We start from the raw sequence: 14,244 nt of genomic DNA on the forward strand, positions 1-14,244 counted from the left end.
GCCGAATGCTACTCACGTTATGGCCGGGATCACATCCCGGCCGCCAGTTCCCCGGGCTCGTCGGGCTCCCCGGGTGACCAGGCAGCCGCCGCCAGGTCGACCCGTTCCCCCCGCAGCGGGCACCCCTCGGCACGCAGCCGGGCCCGGGCCTCCCGTTCGTGCCCCGGCGGGAGCCGGCCGGCCGCGTTCACCACCCGGTGCCACGGCACCCCGCCGCCGTGCCGGGCCATGATCGAACCGACGAGCCGCGCCGACGCCCGCCCGGACCGCTCGGCCAGCGCGTCGGCCACCGCCCCGTACGACATCACGCGACCCGGCGGGATCCGCTCGACCAGCTCCAGCACCGCTTCGACGTACTCGTCAGGTGTCACGAGCTGCCACGATATGGGAACGCGGCATGGCCTCGCGGACCGCAACGCGCAGAATGGTCGGGTGCGCGAAGCAGTCACCTCGGCCCGCCGGATCGTGGTCAAGATCGGTTCGTCCTCGCTGACCACCACCGCGGGCGGCCTGGACGACGCCCGGGTCGACGCGCTCGTCGACACGCTCGGCGCGCTTGTCGCCGCCGGGCGCGAGGTGGTGCTGGTCTCCTCCGGCGCGATCGCCGCCGGTCTCGCCCCGCTCCGGCTGCCCCGGCGCCCGCGCGACCTGGCCACCCAGCAGGCCGCCGCCAGCGTCGGCCAGGGCCTGCTCATCGGCCGGTACGCGACCGCGTTCGCCCGGCACGGGCGCACCGTCGGGCAGGTGCTGCTCACCGTCGACGACGTGACCCGGCGGGCGCACTACCGCAACGCCTACCGGACCCTGCGCAAGCTGCTCGACCTGCGGGCGGTGCCGATCGTCAACGAGAACGACACGGTGGCCACCGAGGAGATCCGGTTCGGCGACAACGACCGCCTCGCCGCGCTCGTCGCCGCGCTCGTCGACGCCGACCTGCTGGTGCTCCTCTCCGACGTGGACGCGCTCTGGACCGGCGACCCGGCCCGCCCGGGCAGCACCCGGATCACCGAGGTGCACGGCGAGGGCGACCTGGCCGGCGTCGACGTCGGCGGGACCGGCCGGGCCGGGGTGGGCACCGGCGGCATGGTCACCAAGGTCGAGGCGGCGCGGATCGCCACCGGCTTCGGCATCCCGGTGGTGCTCACCGCCGCGCCGCTGGCCGCCGACGCGCTGGCCGGCACGGCGGTCGGCACGTTCTTCCACGCCAGCAGCCGGCGCCCCGCCGCCCGGCTGTTCTGGCTGGCGCACGCCACCGCCCCCCGCGGCCGGCTGCACCTCGACCCGGGCGCGGTGCAGGCCGTGGTGGGCCGGCGCAAGTCGCTGCTGCCCGCCGGCATCACCGCCGTCGACGGCGCGTTCACCGCCGGGGACCCGGTGGACCTGGTCGACACCGCCGGCGCGCCGGTGGCCCGCGGCCTGGTCAACTACGACGCGGTGGAGCTGCCCGGGCTGCTCGGCCGCTCGACGTCGGAGCTGGCCGCGGCGCTGGGCCCGGCCTACGAACGCGAGGTAGTCCACCGTGACGACCTCGTTTTGTTGTAAGGCGGGGGCCCTTCTTAACGCATTCTGCATAAGAAGGGCCCCCGCCTAACACCTCTGTGAAGGAGAGCGCATCATGAGCGTCGTCGAGCAGGCCCGACGGGCCCGGGACGCGGCGGAGGCACTGGCCGCGGCCACCCGTACCACCAAGGACGCCGCGCTGCACGCGATGGCCGACGCGCTGGTGGCGCGTACCCCGGAGATCCTGGCCGCGAACGCGACGGACCTGGCGGCCGGGCGCGACGCCGGGCTGAGCGCGGCCGTGCTGGACCGGCTCGCCCTCGACGAGGGCCGGGTGGCCGCCATCGCCGACGCGCTGCGCGAGATGGCCGCGCTGCCCGACCCGGTCGGTGAGGTGGTACGCGGCTCCACCCTGCCGAACGGGCTGGAGCTGCGCCAGGTGCGGGTGCCGTTCGGGGTGGTCGGCGTCGTCTACGAGGGCCGGCCGAACGTGACAGTCGACGCGGCCGGCATCTGCCTGAAGTCCGGCAACGCGGCGCTGCTGCGCGGCTCGTCCTCGGCGGCGCACTCCAACGCCGCCCTGGTCACGGTGCTGCGCGACGCGGTCGTCGCGGCCGGCCTGCCGGCGGACGCGATGCAGCTCGTCGACGCCGGCTCGCGCGAGTCGGTCAAGGAGCTGATGCGGGCCCGGGGCCTGGTCGACGTGTTGATCCCGCGCGGCGGCGCGTCGCTGATCCGCGCCATGGTCGAGGAGTCGACCGTGCCGGTGATCGAGACCGGGGTGGGCAACTGCCACGTGTACGTCGACGCCGCCGCCGACCTCGACAAGGCGCTGGCGATCACGCTGAACGCCAAGACCCAGCGCCTGTCCACCTGCAACACCGCCGAGTCGCTGGTGGTCCACCGGGCGGTCGCGGACGTGTTTCTGCCCGCCGTGCTGGCCGCGTTCGCCGACGCCGGGGTGACCGTGCACGGCAGCGCCGAGGTGGCCGCCCACTCCGCCGCGGTGGTCCCGGCGACCGAGGAGGACTTCGGCACCGAATACCTCAGCGCCGACATCTCGGTCGCCGTGGTCGACTCGCTCGACGCGGCGGTCGCGCACATCAGGCGGTACGGCACCGGCCACACCGAGACGATCGTCACCGACTCGCAGCGGGCGGCCCGGGAGTTCGTGGCCCGGGTGGACGCCGCCGTGGTCATGGTCAACGCGTCGACCCGGTTCACCGACGGCAGCGAGTTCGGGTTCGGCGCGGAGATCGGCATCTCCACCCAGAAGCTGCACGCCCGCGGCCCGATGGGCCTGCCGGAGCTGACCAGCACGAAATACGTCGTCACCGGCGACGGCCACCTGCGCTGACCGCCGGTTTCATGCCATCTGGAGGGGGTCCCCGGTGGACGGCGCGGGTGGGTCGCCCGGGGGCAGGCCGGGCCGGGTGGCCCCGGCCGCCGGCGGGGCGGAGCGGGGGGCCGGCAGCACGGGCGGGGCCGGCAGCACGGGCGAGGCCGGCGGGGCCGGCAGCGCGGACGAGGCCGGCGGGGCCGGCAGGGCGGGCGGCGCGATGCTGCTCGGCAGCACGAACGGCGCGCCGGAGAGCGGGGCCTCGAACGTATCCGGGCGGCAGGCCCGGATCGCGCGCAGCGTGGTGTGCACGTCGAACTGGTGACCGTCGTCGCTGTCCCAGCCACCGTCGCTGCGCTGGGTCTCGGCCAGCCGCCGCCGCGCGGACACCAGCAGCCACTGCTCCTCGCCCACCTCCACCCGTCGCAGGGTGGCGGCGAGCCAGGCCACGTCGGCCGGGGACATCTCCGGGATCCGGTCGGCGAGCACCGCCTGGATCCGGGCCGACTGGTCGTACATGCGCTGGCGGTGCAGCACGGCCGCGGCCAGCCACCCGGCCGGCAGGAACGACGGCCAGCTCCCGTCCGGCCCGAGCTGCGCGGCGAGCGTGTGGGCCGCCGCCTGCACCACCCCGGCGTACGCCCCGCCGACCCGGTGGTCGAGCGGGCCGGCGGCGCGGGCGTCCAGCCCGGCCACGGTGAGCCAGAAGCCGGCGCCGGCGGTCAGGTAGAACCGGGCCTCGGGATCACCGGGCGTGGCCCATTCCGGCGCGAACCCGGCCAGCGAGCGGTGCTCGTCCCAGCCGCCGTCGGCGAGTTGACCGGCGGCCAGCCAGTCCAGCGCGTGCCGGGCGGCGGGGCGGCCCAGCGCGCCGAGGTCGTCCAACTCGGACAGGCGGAAGCAGGTCGCGTCGACGGAGGCGACGTCGCCGTCGAGCACGGCGGGCCAGCCGCCGCCGGGGAGTCGGCCGGACTCCGCCGCGTCGAGCAGGTCCGGCGGTGCCGGCGTGCCGGAGCGCAACCGGGACAGGCGGGCGCGCTCCACCGTGTCACCGTGTGCCACGACGAACCCGATCGCCGCTTCCAGATCGACCACGGCGGTGACGCTACCTGCGTGGACGCGGTTCCGCCTCGGTAGCTCGGCCAGAAATCAGCGGACGACGGAGGCCCTCCCGGCGCGCCGGGAGGGCCTCCGCTCACATCGACGTCAGTACGCGGGCAGCGACGGGTCGATCTGCTTGATCCAGGAAAGCACGCCGCCCTGCACGTGCACCGAGTCCTTGAATCCGGCCGCCTTGAGCGCGGCGAGCGCCTCGGCCGACCGGACGCCGGACTTGCAGTGCAGCACGATCTGCCGGTCCTGCGGGAGCTTCGCCAGCGCCTCGCCCGAGATGATCTCGCCCTTGGGGATCAGCGTCGAGCCGGGGATCCGGACGATCTCGTACTCGGCCGGCTCGCGGACGTCGACCAGGAAGATGTCCTTGCCGGCGTCCTGCCACTCCTTGAGCTCAAGCGCGGTGATGGTGGAGTCGACCACCGCCTCCTGCGCCTCCTCGGAGACCGCGCCGCAGAAGTCCTCGTAGTCTTCCAGCAGGTCGGTGACCGTGGGGTTCTCGCCGCAGAGCGCGCAGTTCGGGTCCTTGCGGACCTTGATCTTGCGGTAGCTCATCTCCAGGGCGTCGTAGACCATCAGCCGGCCGACGAGCGGCTCACCGATGCCGGCGAGCAACTTGATCGCCTCGTTGACCTGGATCGACCCGATGGAGGCGCAGAGCACGCCGAGCACGCCGCCCTCGGCGCAGGACGGGACCATGCCGGGCGGCGGCGGCTCCGGGTAGAGGCAGCGGTAGCAGGGGCCGTGCTCGGCCCAGAAGACCGACGCCTGGCCGTCGAAGCGGTAGATCGAACCCCAGACGTACGGCTTGCCGAGCAGCACGGCCGCGTCGTTGACCATGTAGCGGGTGGCGAAGTTGTCGGTGCCGTCGACGATCAGGTCGTACCGGGAGAAGATGTCCTTGACGTTCTCCCGGTCCAGCGCGGTGTTGTGGATCTCCACGTGGACCAGCGGGTTGATCTCGCGGATCGAGGCGGCGGCGGACTCGGCCTTGGACCGGCCGATGTCGGAGACGCCGTGGATGATCTGGCGCTGGAGGTTGGACTCGTCGACGGTGTCGAAGTCGATGATGCCGAGCGTGCCGACACCGGCGGCGGCGAGGTACATCAGGGCGGGCGAGCCGAGACCGCCGGCGCCGACACAGAGCACCCGGGCGTTCTTCAGCCGCTTCTGCCCCTCCACCCCGACGTCCGGAATGATCAGGTGGCGCGAGTAGCGGCGGATCTCGTCTACGGTCAGCTCGGCGGCGGGTTCGACGAGCGGGGGTAACGACACGGTGAACTCCCCGGGATCGGCGGTGGGACCGCGCCATTGTCGCTCGCGAAGGCGGGGATCGGCCATGACGAGGGACACCCGGCCCGAACTGCGGGACCGGGAATAACGTCAGACGCCGTCGGTCGGCTCGCCGGAGTAGCGGACCCCGTCGACGTACGGCCAGGCGTTCGGCACGCAGCCGTCCAGCCCGTACGTCTGCTGCTGCATCACCGGGGCGGGGAGGCCGGGCGCGGGGCACGCCTGGTGCAGTTCGCCGAACTCGTGCCCGACCTCGTGGTTGATCACGTACGTGCGGTAGACGTCGAGCGGGGCGCCGTAGTCGGGCACCGCGGTCATCCAGCGCGCCAGGTTGAGCACGACCCGCCCGGGCAGGCGGCACGAGGTGTACCGCTCGGTGTGCAGGCCGCCCTCGGCGCACATCCGCTCGGAGGTGACCGGGGTGGCCAGATAGATGGTGAAGTCGGCGGCGGCGGCCTCGGGCACCCGTTGCACGCGCAGTTGCCCGGAGGCGATCCAGCTACGCGGGTCGCCGAGCACCGAGTCGACGGTGGCGGCGAACCCGTCCGCGTCCTGCCCCGTACCCCGCTCGACCTCGACCCGGTAGCGGCGCAGCGGGCCGCCGTCGCCGCGTACCGCCGATCGTCCCTGGGCCACCGTGAAGGTGCCGGGGCCGGCGGTGGGATAGCCGGTCGGGGCCGGCCGGTGGTCGGTGTCGGCGTCCGGCATCAGGGTGGGCTCGGCGGCGAGCGGGACCCGGGCGGGCCGCGTCGGCTCGCTCAGCCGGGTGATTCCCGCCGCTCCGCCGCCGGCCGCGAGCAGCATCGCCAGCAGCAGCACCGACCGTCGGCGGCGGCGGCGCATCCGGCGCAGCCCGGGGCGTTCCGGCGGGTCGTACGTCATGCCCCCAGCGTGCCACGCAATTCGGGCATTTAGCTGCTTTTGCCTTCTAAGCCGCGAATAACCTTCACAACGACGGGCCGGAGTACCGCTTCCCGTGCAGGTACGCCCACGGGTTCGGCCGGCATCCGTCGAGGAACAGGGTCTGCTGCTGCATCACCGGCGCGGCCCTGCCGGCACCCGGGCACGCCTCGTGGTGGTGCCCGAGCTGATGCCCCACCTCGTGGTTGACCACGTAGAGCCGGTAGGCGTCGAGCGGCATCCCGGCCGCGACCAGGTGCGGCGCGGAGGTCCGCCACCGATCCAGATTGATCACCACCTTGCCGGGCAGCCGGCAGGACGTGTACGGCACGCCGCCCTTGCGGATGTCGATCCCACCCGCCCCGCACAGCCGGCCGGCGGTGTCCCGGGTGGCCAGATAGATCGTGAAGTCGTACCGGCCGCCCGGCGCGACCCGCCGCAACCGCAGCCGGCCGCCGTCCACCCAGCTCCCCGGCCCGGCCAGCGCCCGTTGCACCGCGTCGCCGAAGGCGACCGCCTGCTCACCGGAGCCGTTCTCCACCGCCACCCGGAACCGCCGGACCGCCCCGGCCCGGCCGAGCACGTCGCCGGACCGGGCGTCGTACCCGAAACTGCCCCGGCCGTGGGAGGGCACCGGACCGGGCAGCGCCAGCACCGGCCCGGCCGACGGGCTCGGCGACGGCGGGACGCTCGCCGACGGCGCCGCAGGACCCGGGGGCTGCGCGGGGCCCGGGGGCTGCGCCGCGAACCCGTCGGTGACCATCTCGTCCGCGCCGGCCGGCGGAAGTCGCAACGCCACGCCGACGCCGACCGCGGCGGTGGCGAGAAACGCGCAGACCACGGCGACGGCACGCCATCGGTGGACGCGGGGCGTGAACCGCGCGGCGCGCGGACGGCGGGAGCTGGGCATCCGGCTCAGCCTGCCACGTCACGCCCGCTTTCGCGCTCCGCCGTTCCGGCGACCAGGGCCGTGGCCTGCGGTTACCGCCCGTTCGACCCCGGCGTGGCGACCTCCGGCACCTCGGCCGCCTCCGCTGCCTCGGCCGCCTCCGCCGCCGGGCCGGCGGCTCCCGGTGAGGAACCGTCCGGCGCCGCATCGGCGAGCAACGCCAGCACCGCCCGCGCCACGGTCCGGGGCACCTCCAGTTGCGCCACGTGCCCGACACCGTCGAGCATCAGCAGCCGGCTGTCCGGGATCACCCGGGCGGCCTGCGGGGCGACCCGTACGTCGACCAGGCGATCCTGCCGGCCGCCCACCACGAGCGTGGGCACCCGCACCGCCGCGGCCTGCCGCCAGAGCGCGCCCGCGCCCGGCAGGTACGACCGCAGGAAGCTACCGACCAGGCCGCGGAACGTGCGGACGTAGGCCGCCGCGTAGTGCGCCGCCTCGTACCGGATCCGGATCTCCTCGATCGCCTCCTGCCGGCGCTGCTCGCTGATCCGGGTCAGGTCCGCGACGCACGACTCCATCACCTGCTGCGCCATCACCTCCGGGGCGAGCTGCGCCAGCCGCCAGGCGGCCAGCCGCTCCCCCCGGGGGATCACCAGCACCGGCAGCATCCGCCCCTGCAACGAACGCCGGAAGTCCAGGAACGGCAGGGCCGGCGAGATCAGCGTGAGCGTGCGGACCAGATCCGGCCGCAGCGCCGCCACCCGCACCGCGACCGCGCCGCCCAGCGAGTTGCCGAACAGGTGCACCGGCCCCCGGTCGCTGTGCTCGATCCAGCGGACCACCCGGTCGGCGAAGGCCGGGATCGTGTACCGCCGCCCGGGCTCGCTGCGCCCGAAGCCGGGCAGGTCGATCGCCTGGCCGTCGAGCCGGCCCGCGAGCAGGCCGGCCAGGTCGGTCCAGTTCTGCGCGGAGCCACCGAGGCCGTGCACGTACAGCGCCGGCTCGGCGCCGGGCGCGGTGGCCGGGGTGTCCCGGACGTGGACGAGCGTGCCGTCGAGCGGCACGTGCCGGCCGGGCCACGGCGGCGGGACCTGGTGTGCGGGGAGGACATGGTCCGGCCAGAGTGCGGCACGCTTCATGTCTCCAGTCTTCCCCGCACCGACGCCGGCCGCACACTCCTCAGGCGAGCAGCGCCTCCAGGCGCCGGTTGACCGCCGCCAGCATGGCCCGGACCACGGCCTGCCGCGGGTCGCCGGCCACAAGCGCCGAACCGGCCAGCTGCTCCACCCAACCGTCGCAGACCAGCAGCACCACCACGGTCGCCACCTCGCAGTTGCCGAACGGCACCACGGCGGCGTGCTCGACGAAGCACCGGCCCCGCTCGCCGGCCGGCGCCTCGCCGCCGAGCAGTTCGTCCACCGCGACGGCCGCGGCCACCGCGCAGAGCCGGAGCACGTACCCGTCGACGGCGGGCCCGGTCGCGTGCCCCTCGGCCGCCCGGTCCCCGGCGATCAGGCGGACCTCCGTGGTGGCGTCCAGCCCGAACGTGCTCACCAGCACGTGGTCGATCACCACCCGGGGACCCGGCGCGCCGCCGGGGTCAAGCGGTCGCGACGGCGCGGTCTCCGTCGTGGTCATCTGCCCACCGGAGTACGAGGTGCCGAGCGTGACCGGGCTGCCGGTGGACATGCCGGTCGGCGCGGCGGCGAGCGAGGTGTCGTCCACCGTGGCCCGACCGCGGTGGGTGGTCTGCCGGCGGCGGCGCGGCGGCTCGCCCGGCTCGGTCTCCTCCACCGGCACGTCGGCCGGTCGACCGGTGCGCGACTCCACCCCGCCGGGCCGGCCCTCGCCGGAGCGGTTCCCGGTCGGGCGGCTCGACGTCGGCCGCCCCGCGCCGGCCCGCGCCGACGTGTCGTCCTCGCCGGGGCCGGCCGACCCCGCATCCCGGGTCGGGGCGACGGACTGGTCGTCGGCGCGCGGCTGCGGCGTACCGGATCGGCCCTCGGCCAGCTCGGCGAGCCGGTCGGCGCGCGGCGTCGCGGACCGGCGGCGCACCGGCGGCGGCGGTACGGGCGGCGCGCCGGGCAGGTTCTGCGGCGCGGCGGCCAGGCCCATCCGCTCCTGGAGCAGGCGGGCCACCAGCCGGCTCACGTCGGCCGGGTCCGCGCCGTCGGCCAGGTCCAGCCGGAGGCTGTGCGCGCCGGCCGGGGTGCGGCGGAGCGCGGCGTCCCGGACGCCGGCGACCTCGCGGACGGCGTCCAGGATGGCGTTGACGTCGAAGCCCTCGGGCCGCTCGCGCAACGGTGCGGGTTCGTCGTCCCGGCGCAGGTGGGTGGCGATCCGGGCGAGTTCGGGGGTTTCCGCGGACGGTTCCACGGCCGGCGGCTCCGGCACGACGGGCACGTCCGGCTCGGCGGGGACGCGCTGCGGCAGCACCGCCGGGGCCGGATCACCCGGCTGGGGCTCGGCGACCGCGCCGACGGCCGGCGGCTCGGGGGCGGACCGGCGGGCGGTGTAGGGCGGGGCGCTGCTCGGGCGGGGCGCGGGCGCCGGGTCGAACCGCGCCGTCCCACCCGTCGCGGGCACCGCGGAGAGGGGCCGGACACCGGCCGGCTCGGCGGTCGAGCGGTCCGGCACGCGGCGCGGCCCGTCCGCCGGCTCACCGGCGGCCCGGGCGGTCGGCGCGGGCGCGTACGCCCCGTCGTCGGCGGTCGGGGCGTACGCCGGCTCGTCGGCGGTCGGCCCGGGGGCGTACGCCGGCTCGTCGGCGGCCGGGGCGTAGGCGGCGGGCGCCTCCCGGGAGACCGGCGCGCCGGTCGGCTCGGGACGCGCGGACCCACCGAACGGGGTCACCGGCACCGGCGGTCCGGCCCAGGAGGGCCGCTCGGGGGGCTCGTAACCCGGCCGCGGTTCCTCGCGGGGCAGTCGGAACGGCCGGGTCGGCTCGGGGTACGGCGGCTCGTGACCGGCGGCCGACTCCGCGCGCACCGGCTCGTACGGCCGGACCGGCTCGGGCCGGGGCGGCTCGTAGCCGGCGGGCGGCTCGACGCGGGCCGGCTCGTACGGCCGCACCGGCTCGGGCGCCCACTCGGCGGCGCGGGCGGCGCGGCGACCGCTCGGCTCGTCGTCCCGGGGTCGCCGGTCGGCGGGCTCGTCGTCGCGGGTCGCCCGGTGGCCGACCGGCTCGTCGGTGCGGGCCCACGGCGGCGCCCAGCCGTCGCCCCAGCTCGGACGGTTCCAGGACGGGCCGGGCCAGTCCGGCTCGCCGCCCGTGGTCGGGTCGTCGGACCCGGCTCCCCGGGAGCCGGCGGCGGCCCGGGGGTCGGCGCCTCGGTGGTCAGTGGCGGCCGGCGGCCCCTCAGGCGGGCGCGGCCCGTCAGGCGGGCGCGGGTCGGCCGGGCGGTGCGCCGCCGGGTCCGCCGGGGCCTGGTCGGCATGGCCCGCGCCGGCGGCCGGCGGGTCGACCGGGCCCCGGCCGGACCAGCCTTGGCGGGACGACAGCGCGGGGTCGACGGTGGGCGCGTGGAAGCCCGGCGGCATCTCGAAGCCGGAGGCGGCGGCGCCGACCGGCGGCACCTGGAGCGCCGGGGGCGCGGAGGTCGGACCGCTCTCCGCCCACCGGGACACCCGGTGGGCGGACGTGTCGTCCGAGGCGTGCCGCGAGCCGGCGGAGTCGGTCGGGTCGGGTTGCTGCTCGATCGCGGGCGTGGGGCGCGGGGCCGGCACCGCCAGCCGGTCGCCGTCGCTCTCCCGGGGCGGCTCCGCCACCGGCGGGGCGCTCACCGGGGCCTGGCGGGTCACGGACGACTCCTCCCCGGCGTGGCGCACGCCGTTGACGTGCCGGCCGTTGGCGTGGACCGCCGGCTCCCCGGCCACATGACCGGGCAACGGGGCCGGCAGGTCGCCGTGCCGGGGCGAGGAGGCGGCCCAACCGCCACCCAGGTCGCTGTAGGGCCAGCCGCCGGGCGCCGGAGTCCCGCGGGACCAGCCGTTCGCCGGGGGGGCCCAACCACCGCCGGTGCGGGCCGGGTCGTCCTGCTGGCCCGTCCCGTCGCCGTGCTCTCCCGGGGTGGGGGCTCCGGGTTGCCCTGTTTCACTCACCGCGCGCTCCTTGGTCGCCCCCGCTGAGGCTACCGTGTGGTGACAGTGGCGATAAGTTACAGCGGCGGGCCAATTCCGCGACGGGTTCACGAACCCGGTCCGGTTCGGGCGTTACGTGCCGGCTCGACGCAGATACTCGGAGGTTCCCATGACCGCAGTGGGGAACGGTGCCCAGACCGCCGGTCGGCCCACCCGCCTGCCCCGCTCGGCGCGCCGTAAACAACTGCTCGCCGCTGCTCAGGAGGTGTTCGTCGCGCACGGCTACCACGCCGCCGCGATGGACGACATCGCCGAGCGGGCCGGCGTCTCGAAGCCCGTTCTCTATCAGCACTTCCCCGGCAAGATGGAGCTTTACCTGGCGTTGCTGGACACGCACTGTGACGCCATCGTCGCCAAGGTGCACGACGCGATGCGCGGCACGCAGGACAACAAGGAGCGGGTCGGCGCCGCCGTGCGGGCATACTTCGACTTCGTCGACCACGAGAGCGAGGCGTTCCGGCTGGTCTTCGAGTCCGACCTGCGCAACGACCCGGCCGTGCGGCAGCGGGTCGAGCGGGTCGAGCAGGGCTGCATCGCGGCGATCACCGACACCATCATCTCGGACACCGGGGTGAGCCGGGCGCACGCCGAGCTGCTCGCCTCCGGCCTGGTCGGCGCGGCGGAGACGGCCGCCCAGTTCTGGCTGGCGGGCGGCCGGCAGGTGGCCAAGCCGGAGGCGGAGGCGCTGGTCGCGGCCCTGTCCTGGCGCGGCATCGCCAGCTTCCCGCTGCAGGGTGAGTCAGCCTGACCATCGCCCCGCCCGATCGGATAGCCTTCCCACGGTGGCTTTTTCGCCCCAGTTGAGGAGGCACAGTGGAGGTCAAGATCGGCGTGCAGTACGCGCCGCGGGAGCTGGTCCTGGAGAGCGCGCAGTCGCCGGCCGAGATCGAGCAGATCGTGACCGACGCCTTCGCCAGGAGTGAGGGCACGCTCTCCCTGACCGACGAGAAGGGCCGTCGGGTCATCGTGCCGGTCGGCAAGGTCGCCTACGTCGAGATCGCGGAGGCCTCGCCCCGCGCGGTCGGGTTCACCGTCCGCTGACCCAGGTCGCACCGGTCGCCGTGGCGGGGGTCACCCGCCGCGGCCACCATCTCTCCATGTGATGCACCTCACATACAGCGCCCCCCAGTGGCCCGCCGGCACCCGGAATCGGGACGCCCCGCGGGCTGTTCGGGTAGGATGAAACAGTTGCCGTGGGCATCGACCTGGTCAGCCCCGCTGATCAGCACCGGTCCCCGGCGCGCGTGCGGCCCGGTCCGGCTCGGCGAAACCGCCCCCGACCGCGTGGCCCGCGCCAAACCGTCCGCGCCCTGAGGACATGAGGGGCGCACCACGAGAGGGCACCCCCACATCCACATGAGTGAGCAGATCTCCGGCCAGCCACTGGCCCCCACAGCTCCGGTCCCCCCGGAGGCACCCACATTCGCCGACCTCGGCGCCCGCCAGGAAACCGTCGAGGCCCTGGCCGCCGCGGGCATCACCCGCGCCTTCGCCATCCAGGAATACGCGCTGCCGATCGGCCTGCGCGGCGTCGACCTGATCGGGCAGGCCCCGACCGGCACCGGCAAGACGCTCGGCTTCGGCATCCCGCTGCTGGAGCGGGTCTTCGCCCCGTCCGAGGGGAGCGACGGCGTGCCGCAGGCGCTCGTCGTCGTACCCACCCGCGAGCTGGGCATCCAGGTCGCCAAGGACCTCGACGCCGCCGGTCGCACCCGGGGCATCCGGGTGCTGCCGATCTACGGCGGCGTGGCGTACGAGCCGCAGATCGAGGCGCTGCGCAAGGGCGTCGAGATCCTGGTCGGCACGCCCGGCCGCCTGCTCGACCTGCAGAAGCAGAAGCACCTGCGACTCGACCGGGTCCGCGCGCTCGTCCTCGACGAGGCCGACCGGATGCTCGACCTGGGCTTCCTGGACGACGTCGAGAAGATCCTCGCGATGCTGCCGGAGGACCGGCAGACGATGCTCTTCTCGGCCACCATGCCGGACCCGATCGTCGCGCTGTCCCGACGCTTCCTGCGCCGGCCGGTGACCATCCACGCCGGGCACACCGCCGAGACGGGCCCGTCGCCGCAGACCCAGCAGCTCGCCTACCGCACCCACTCGATGAACAAGGTCGAGATCGTGGCGCGGATCCTCCAGGCCGAGGGGCGCGGGCTGACCATGATCTTCTGCCGCACCAAGCGGGCCGCCGACCGGGTCGCCGAGGACCTCGACTTCCGCGGCTTCGCCGTGGCGGCCGTGCACGGCGACCTGGGCCAGGGCGCCCGGGAGCGGGCGCTGCGGGCGTTCCGCGCCGGCAAGATCGACACGCTTGTCGCCACCGACGTGGCGGCCCGGGGCATCGACGTCACCGGCGTCACCCACGTGATCAATTACGACTGCCCCGAGGACCAGGACACCTACACCCACCGGATCGGCCGCACCGGCCGGGCCGGGGCGAGCGGTGTCGCGGTGACGTTCGTCGACTGGGACGACATGCCCCGCTGGCGGATCATCGACAAGACCCTCGGGCTGGACATGCCCGAGCCGCCGGAGACCTACCACACCTCCCCGCACCTCTACACCGACCTGGACATCTCCCGGGACGTCAGCGACACCCTGCCGACCGCCGAACGCACCCGCGCCGGCCTCTCCGCCGAGGTCGAGGAGGACCTGGGCGGCGGGCGGTCGCGGCGGGACGGCCGACGCGGTGACAGCCGTGGCCGGGGCGGCGAACGCGGCGACGGCCGTGGCCGCGGCGGTCGCGGCGGGGAGCGCAGGCGCGGCGGCGGGGGCGATACCGCCGGCGGGCCCGCCGAGAGCGAGGCGACCACCGGCGCGGACGAGGGCACCCGCACCCCGCGTCGTCGGCGCCGCCGTCGGGCGGGCGAGACGGTGGCCGGCGAGCAGCCGACCGCAGTGATCAACGCCGAGGCCGCGCCCGCCGAGGCGGGCCCCACCGCCACCGGCGAGGGAGGCGAGACCGCCACCAAGCCGCGCCGTCGCCGTCGCCGTCGCAGCTCCGCCACCTCGGCCGACACGCCTACCGCCGACTGACGTACGACACCCACGGCCCCCGGACCCACCA

Annotated in this window: 12 protein-coding genes; 5 read left to right on the forward strand and 7 right to left on the reverse strand. The window is 75.6% G+C overall.

Features of this window, described 5'->3' with window-relative positions; genetic code table 11:
* Positions 1-29: 29 nt before the first annotated feature.
* On the reverse strand, positions 30-371 hold the full coding sequence (locus O7619_RS00210) for an MGMT family protein (RefSeq protein WP_282284893.1): 342 nt from the start codon (positions 369-371) through the stop codon (positions 30-32).
* 61 nt (positions 372-432) lie between these two features.
* Here O7619_RS00210 and proB point away from each other — a divergent pair, with 61 nt between their 5' ends.
* Positions 433-1,542: a glutamate 5-kinase gene (gene proB, locus O7619_RS00215; protein ID WP_282284895.1), complete on the forward strand. Its 1,110-nt coding sequence runs from the start codon at positions 433-435 to the stop codon at positions 1,540-1,542.
* A gap of 73 nt (positions 1,543-1,615) precedes the next feature.
* Positions 1,616-2,857 carry a glutamate-5-semialdehyde dehydrogenase gene (locus O7619_RS00220; RefSeq protein ID WP_282284896.1) on the forward strand — a complete coding sequence of 414 codons (1,242 nt, stop codon included), beginning with the start codon at positions 1,616-1,618 and terminating at the stop codon, positions 2,855-2,857.
* 9 nt (positions 2,858-2,866) lie between these two features.
* Here the strand turns inward: O7619_RS00220 and O7619_RS00225 are convergent, their stop codons facing one another.
* The 6 genes from O7619_RS00225 to O7619_RS00250 form a co-directional block, all read right to left on the reverse strand.
* Positions 2,867-3,934 (reverse strand): hypothetical protein, encoded by a 1,068-nt coding sequence (locus O7619_RS00225; protein WP_282284897.1) that lies wholly within the window; start codon positions 3,932-3,934, stop codon positions 2,867-2,869.
* A gap of 111 nt (positions 3,935-4,045) precedes the next feature.
* Positions 4,046-5,293 (reverse strand): adenylyltransferase/sulfurtransferase MoeZ, encoded by a 1,248-nt coding sequence (moeZ, locus tag O7619_RS00230; RefSeq protein WP_282284898.1) that lies wholly within the window; start codon positions 5,291-5,293, stop codon positions 4,046-4,048.
* 42 nt (positions 5,294-5,335) lie between these two features.
* Positions 5,336-6,127, reverse strand: coding sequence for a DUF3152 domain-containing protein (locus tag O7619_RS00235; RefSeq protein WP_282284899.1), 792 nt, complete (start codon positions 6,125-6,127; stop codon positions 5,336-5,338).
* A 64-nt stretch (positions 6,128-6,191) separates the two neighbouring features.
* Positions 6,192-7,055 carry a DUF3152 domain-containing protein gene (locus tag O7619_RS00240; RefSeq protein WP_282284900.1) on the reverse strand — a complete coding sequence of 288 codons (864 nt, stop codon included), beginning with the start codon at positions 7,053-7,055 and terminating at the stop codon, positions 6,192-6,194.
* Between the two features lie 71 nt (positions 7,056-7,126).
* Positions 7,127-8,176: an alpha/beta hydrolase gene (locus O7619_RS00245; RefSeq protein WP_282284901.1), complete on the reverse strand. Its 1,050-nt coding sequence runs from the start codon at positions 8,174-8,176 to the stop codon at positions 7,127-7,129.
* A 40-nt stretch (positions 8,177-8,216) separates the two neighbouring features.
* On the reverse strand, positions 8,217-11,138 hold the full coding sequence (locus O7619_RS00250) for a hypothetical protein (RefSeq protein ID WP_282284902.1): 2,922 nt from the start codon (positions 11,136-11,138) through the stop codon (positions 8,217-8,219).
* Between the two features lie 148 nt (positions 11,139-11,286).
* Here O7619_RS00250 and O7619_RS00255 point away from each other — a divergent pair, with 148 nt between their 5' ends.
* The 3 genes from O7619_RS00255 to O7619_RS00265 all read left to right on the forward strand — a co-directional run bounded on the left by O7619_RS00255 (position 11,287) and on the right by O7619_RS00265 (position 14,213).
* Positions 11,287-11,925 carry a TetR/AcrR family transcriptional regulator gene (locus tag O7619_RS00255; RefSeq protein ID WP_282284903.1) on the forward strand — a complete coding sequence of 213 codons (639 nt, stop codon included), beginning with the start codon at positions 11,287-11,289 and terminating at the stop codon, positions 11,923-11,925.
* A 65-nt stretch (positions 11,926-11,990) separates the two neighbouring features.
* Entirely contained in the window at positions 11,991-12,218 is a 228-nt protein-coding gene (locus O7619_RS00260; protein WP_030502928.1) for a DUF3107 domain-containing protein, read from the forward strand.
* Positions 12,219-12,533: 315 nt separating this feature from the next.
* Positions 12,534-14,213 carry a DEAD/DEAH box helicase gene (locus tag O7619_RS00265; protein WP_282284904.1) on the forward strand — a complete coding sequence of 560 codons (1,680 nt, stop codon included), beginning with the start codon at positions 12,534-12,536 and terminating at the stop codon, positions 14,211-14,213.
* Positions 14,214-14,244: the final 31 nt, after the last annotated feature.

Source organism: Micromonospora sp. WMMD998, assembly GCF_029581235.1.
GTDB lineage: Bacteria > Actinomycetota > Actinomycetes > Mycobacteriales > Micromonosporaceae > Micromonospora.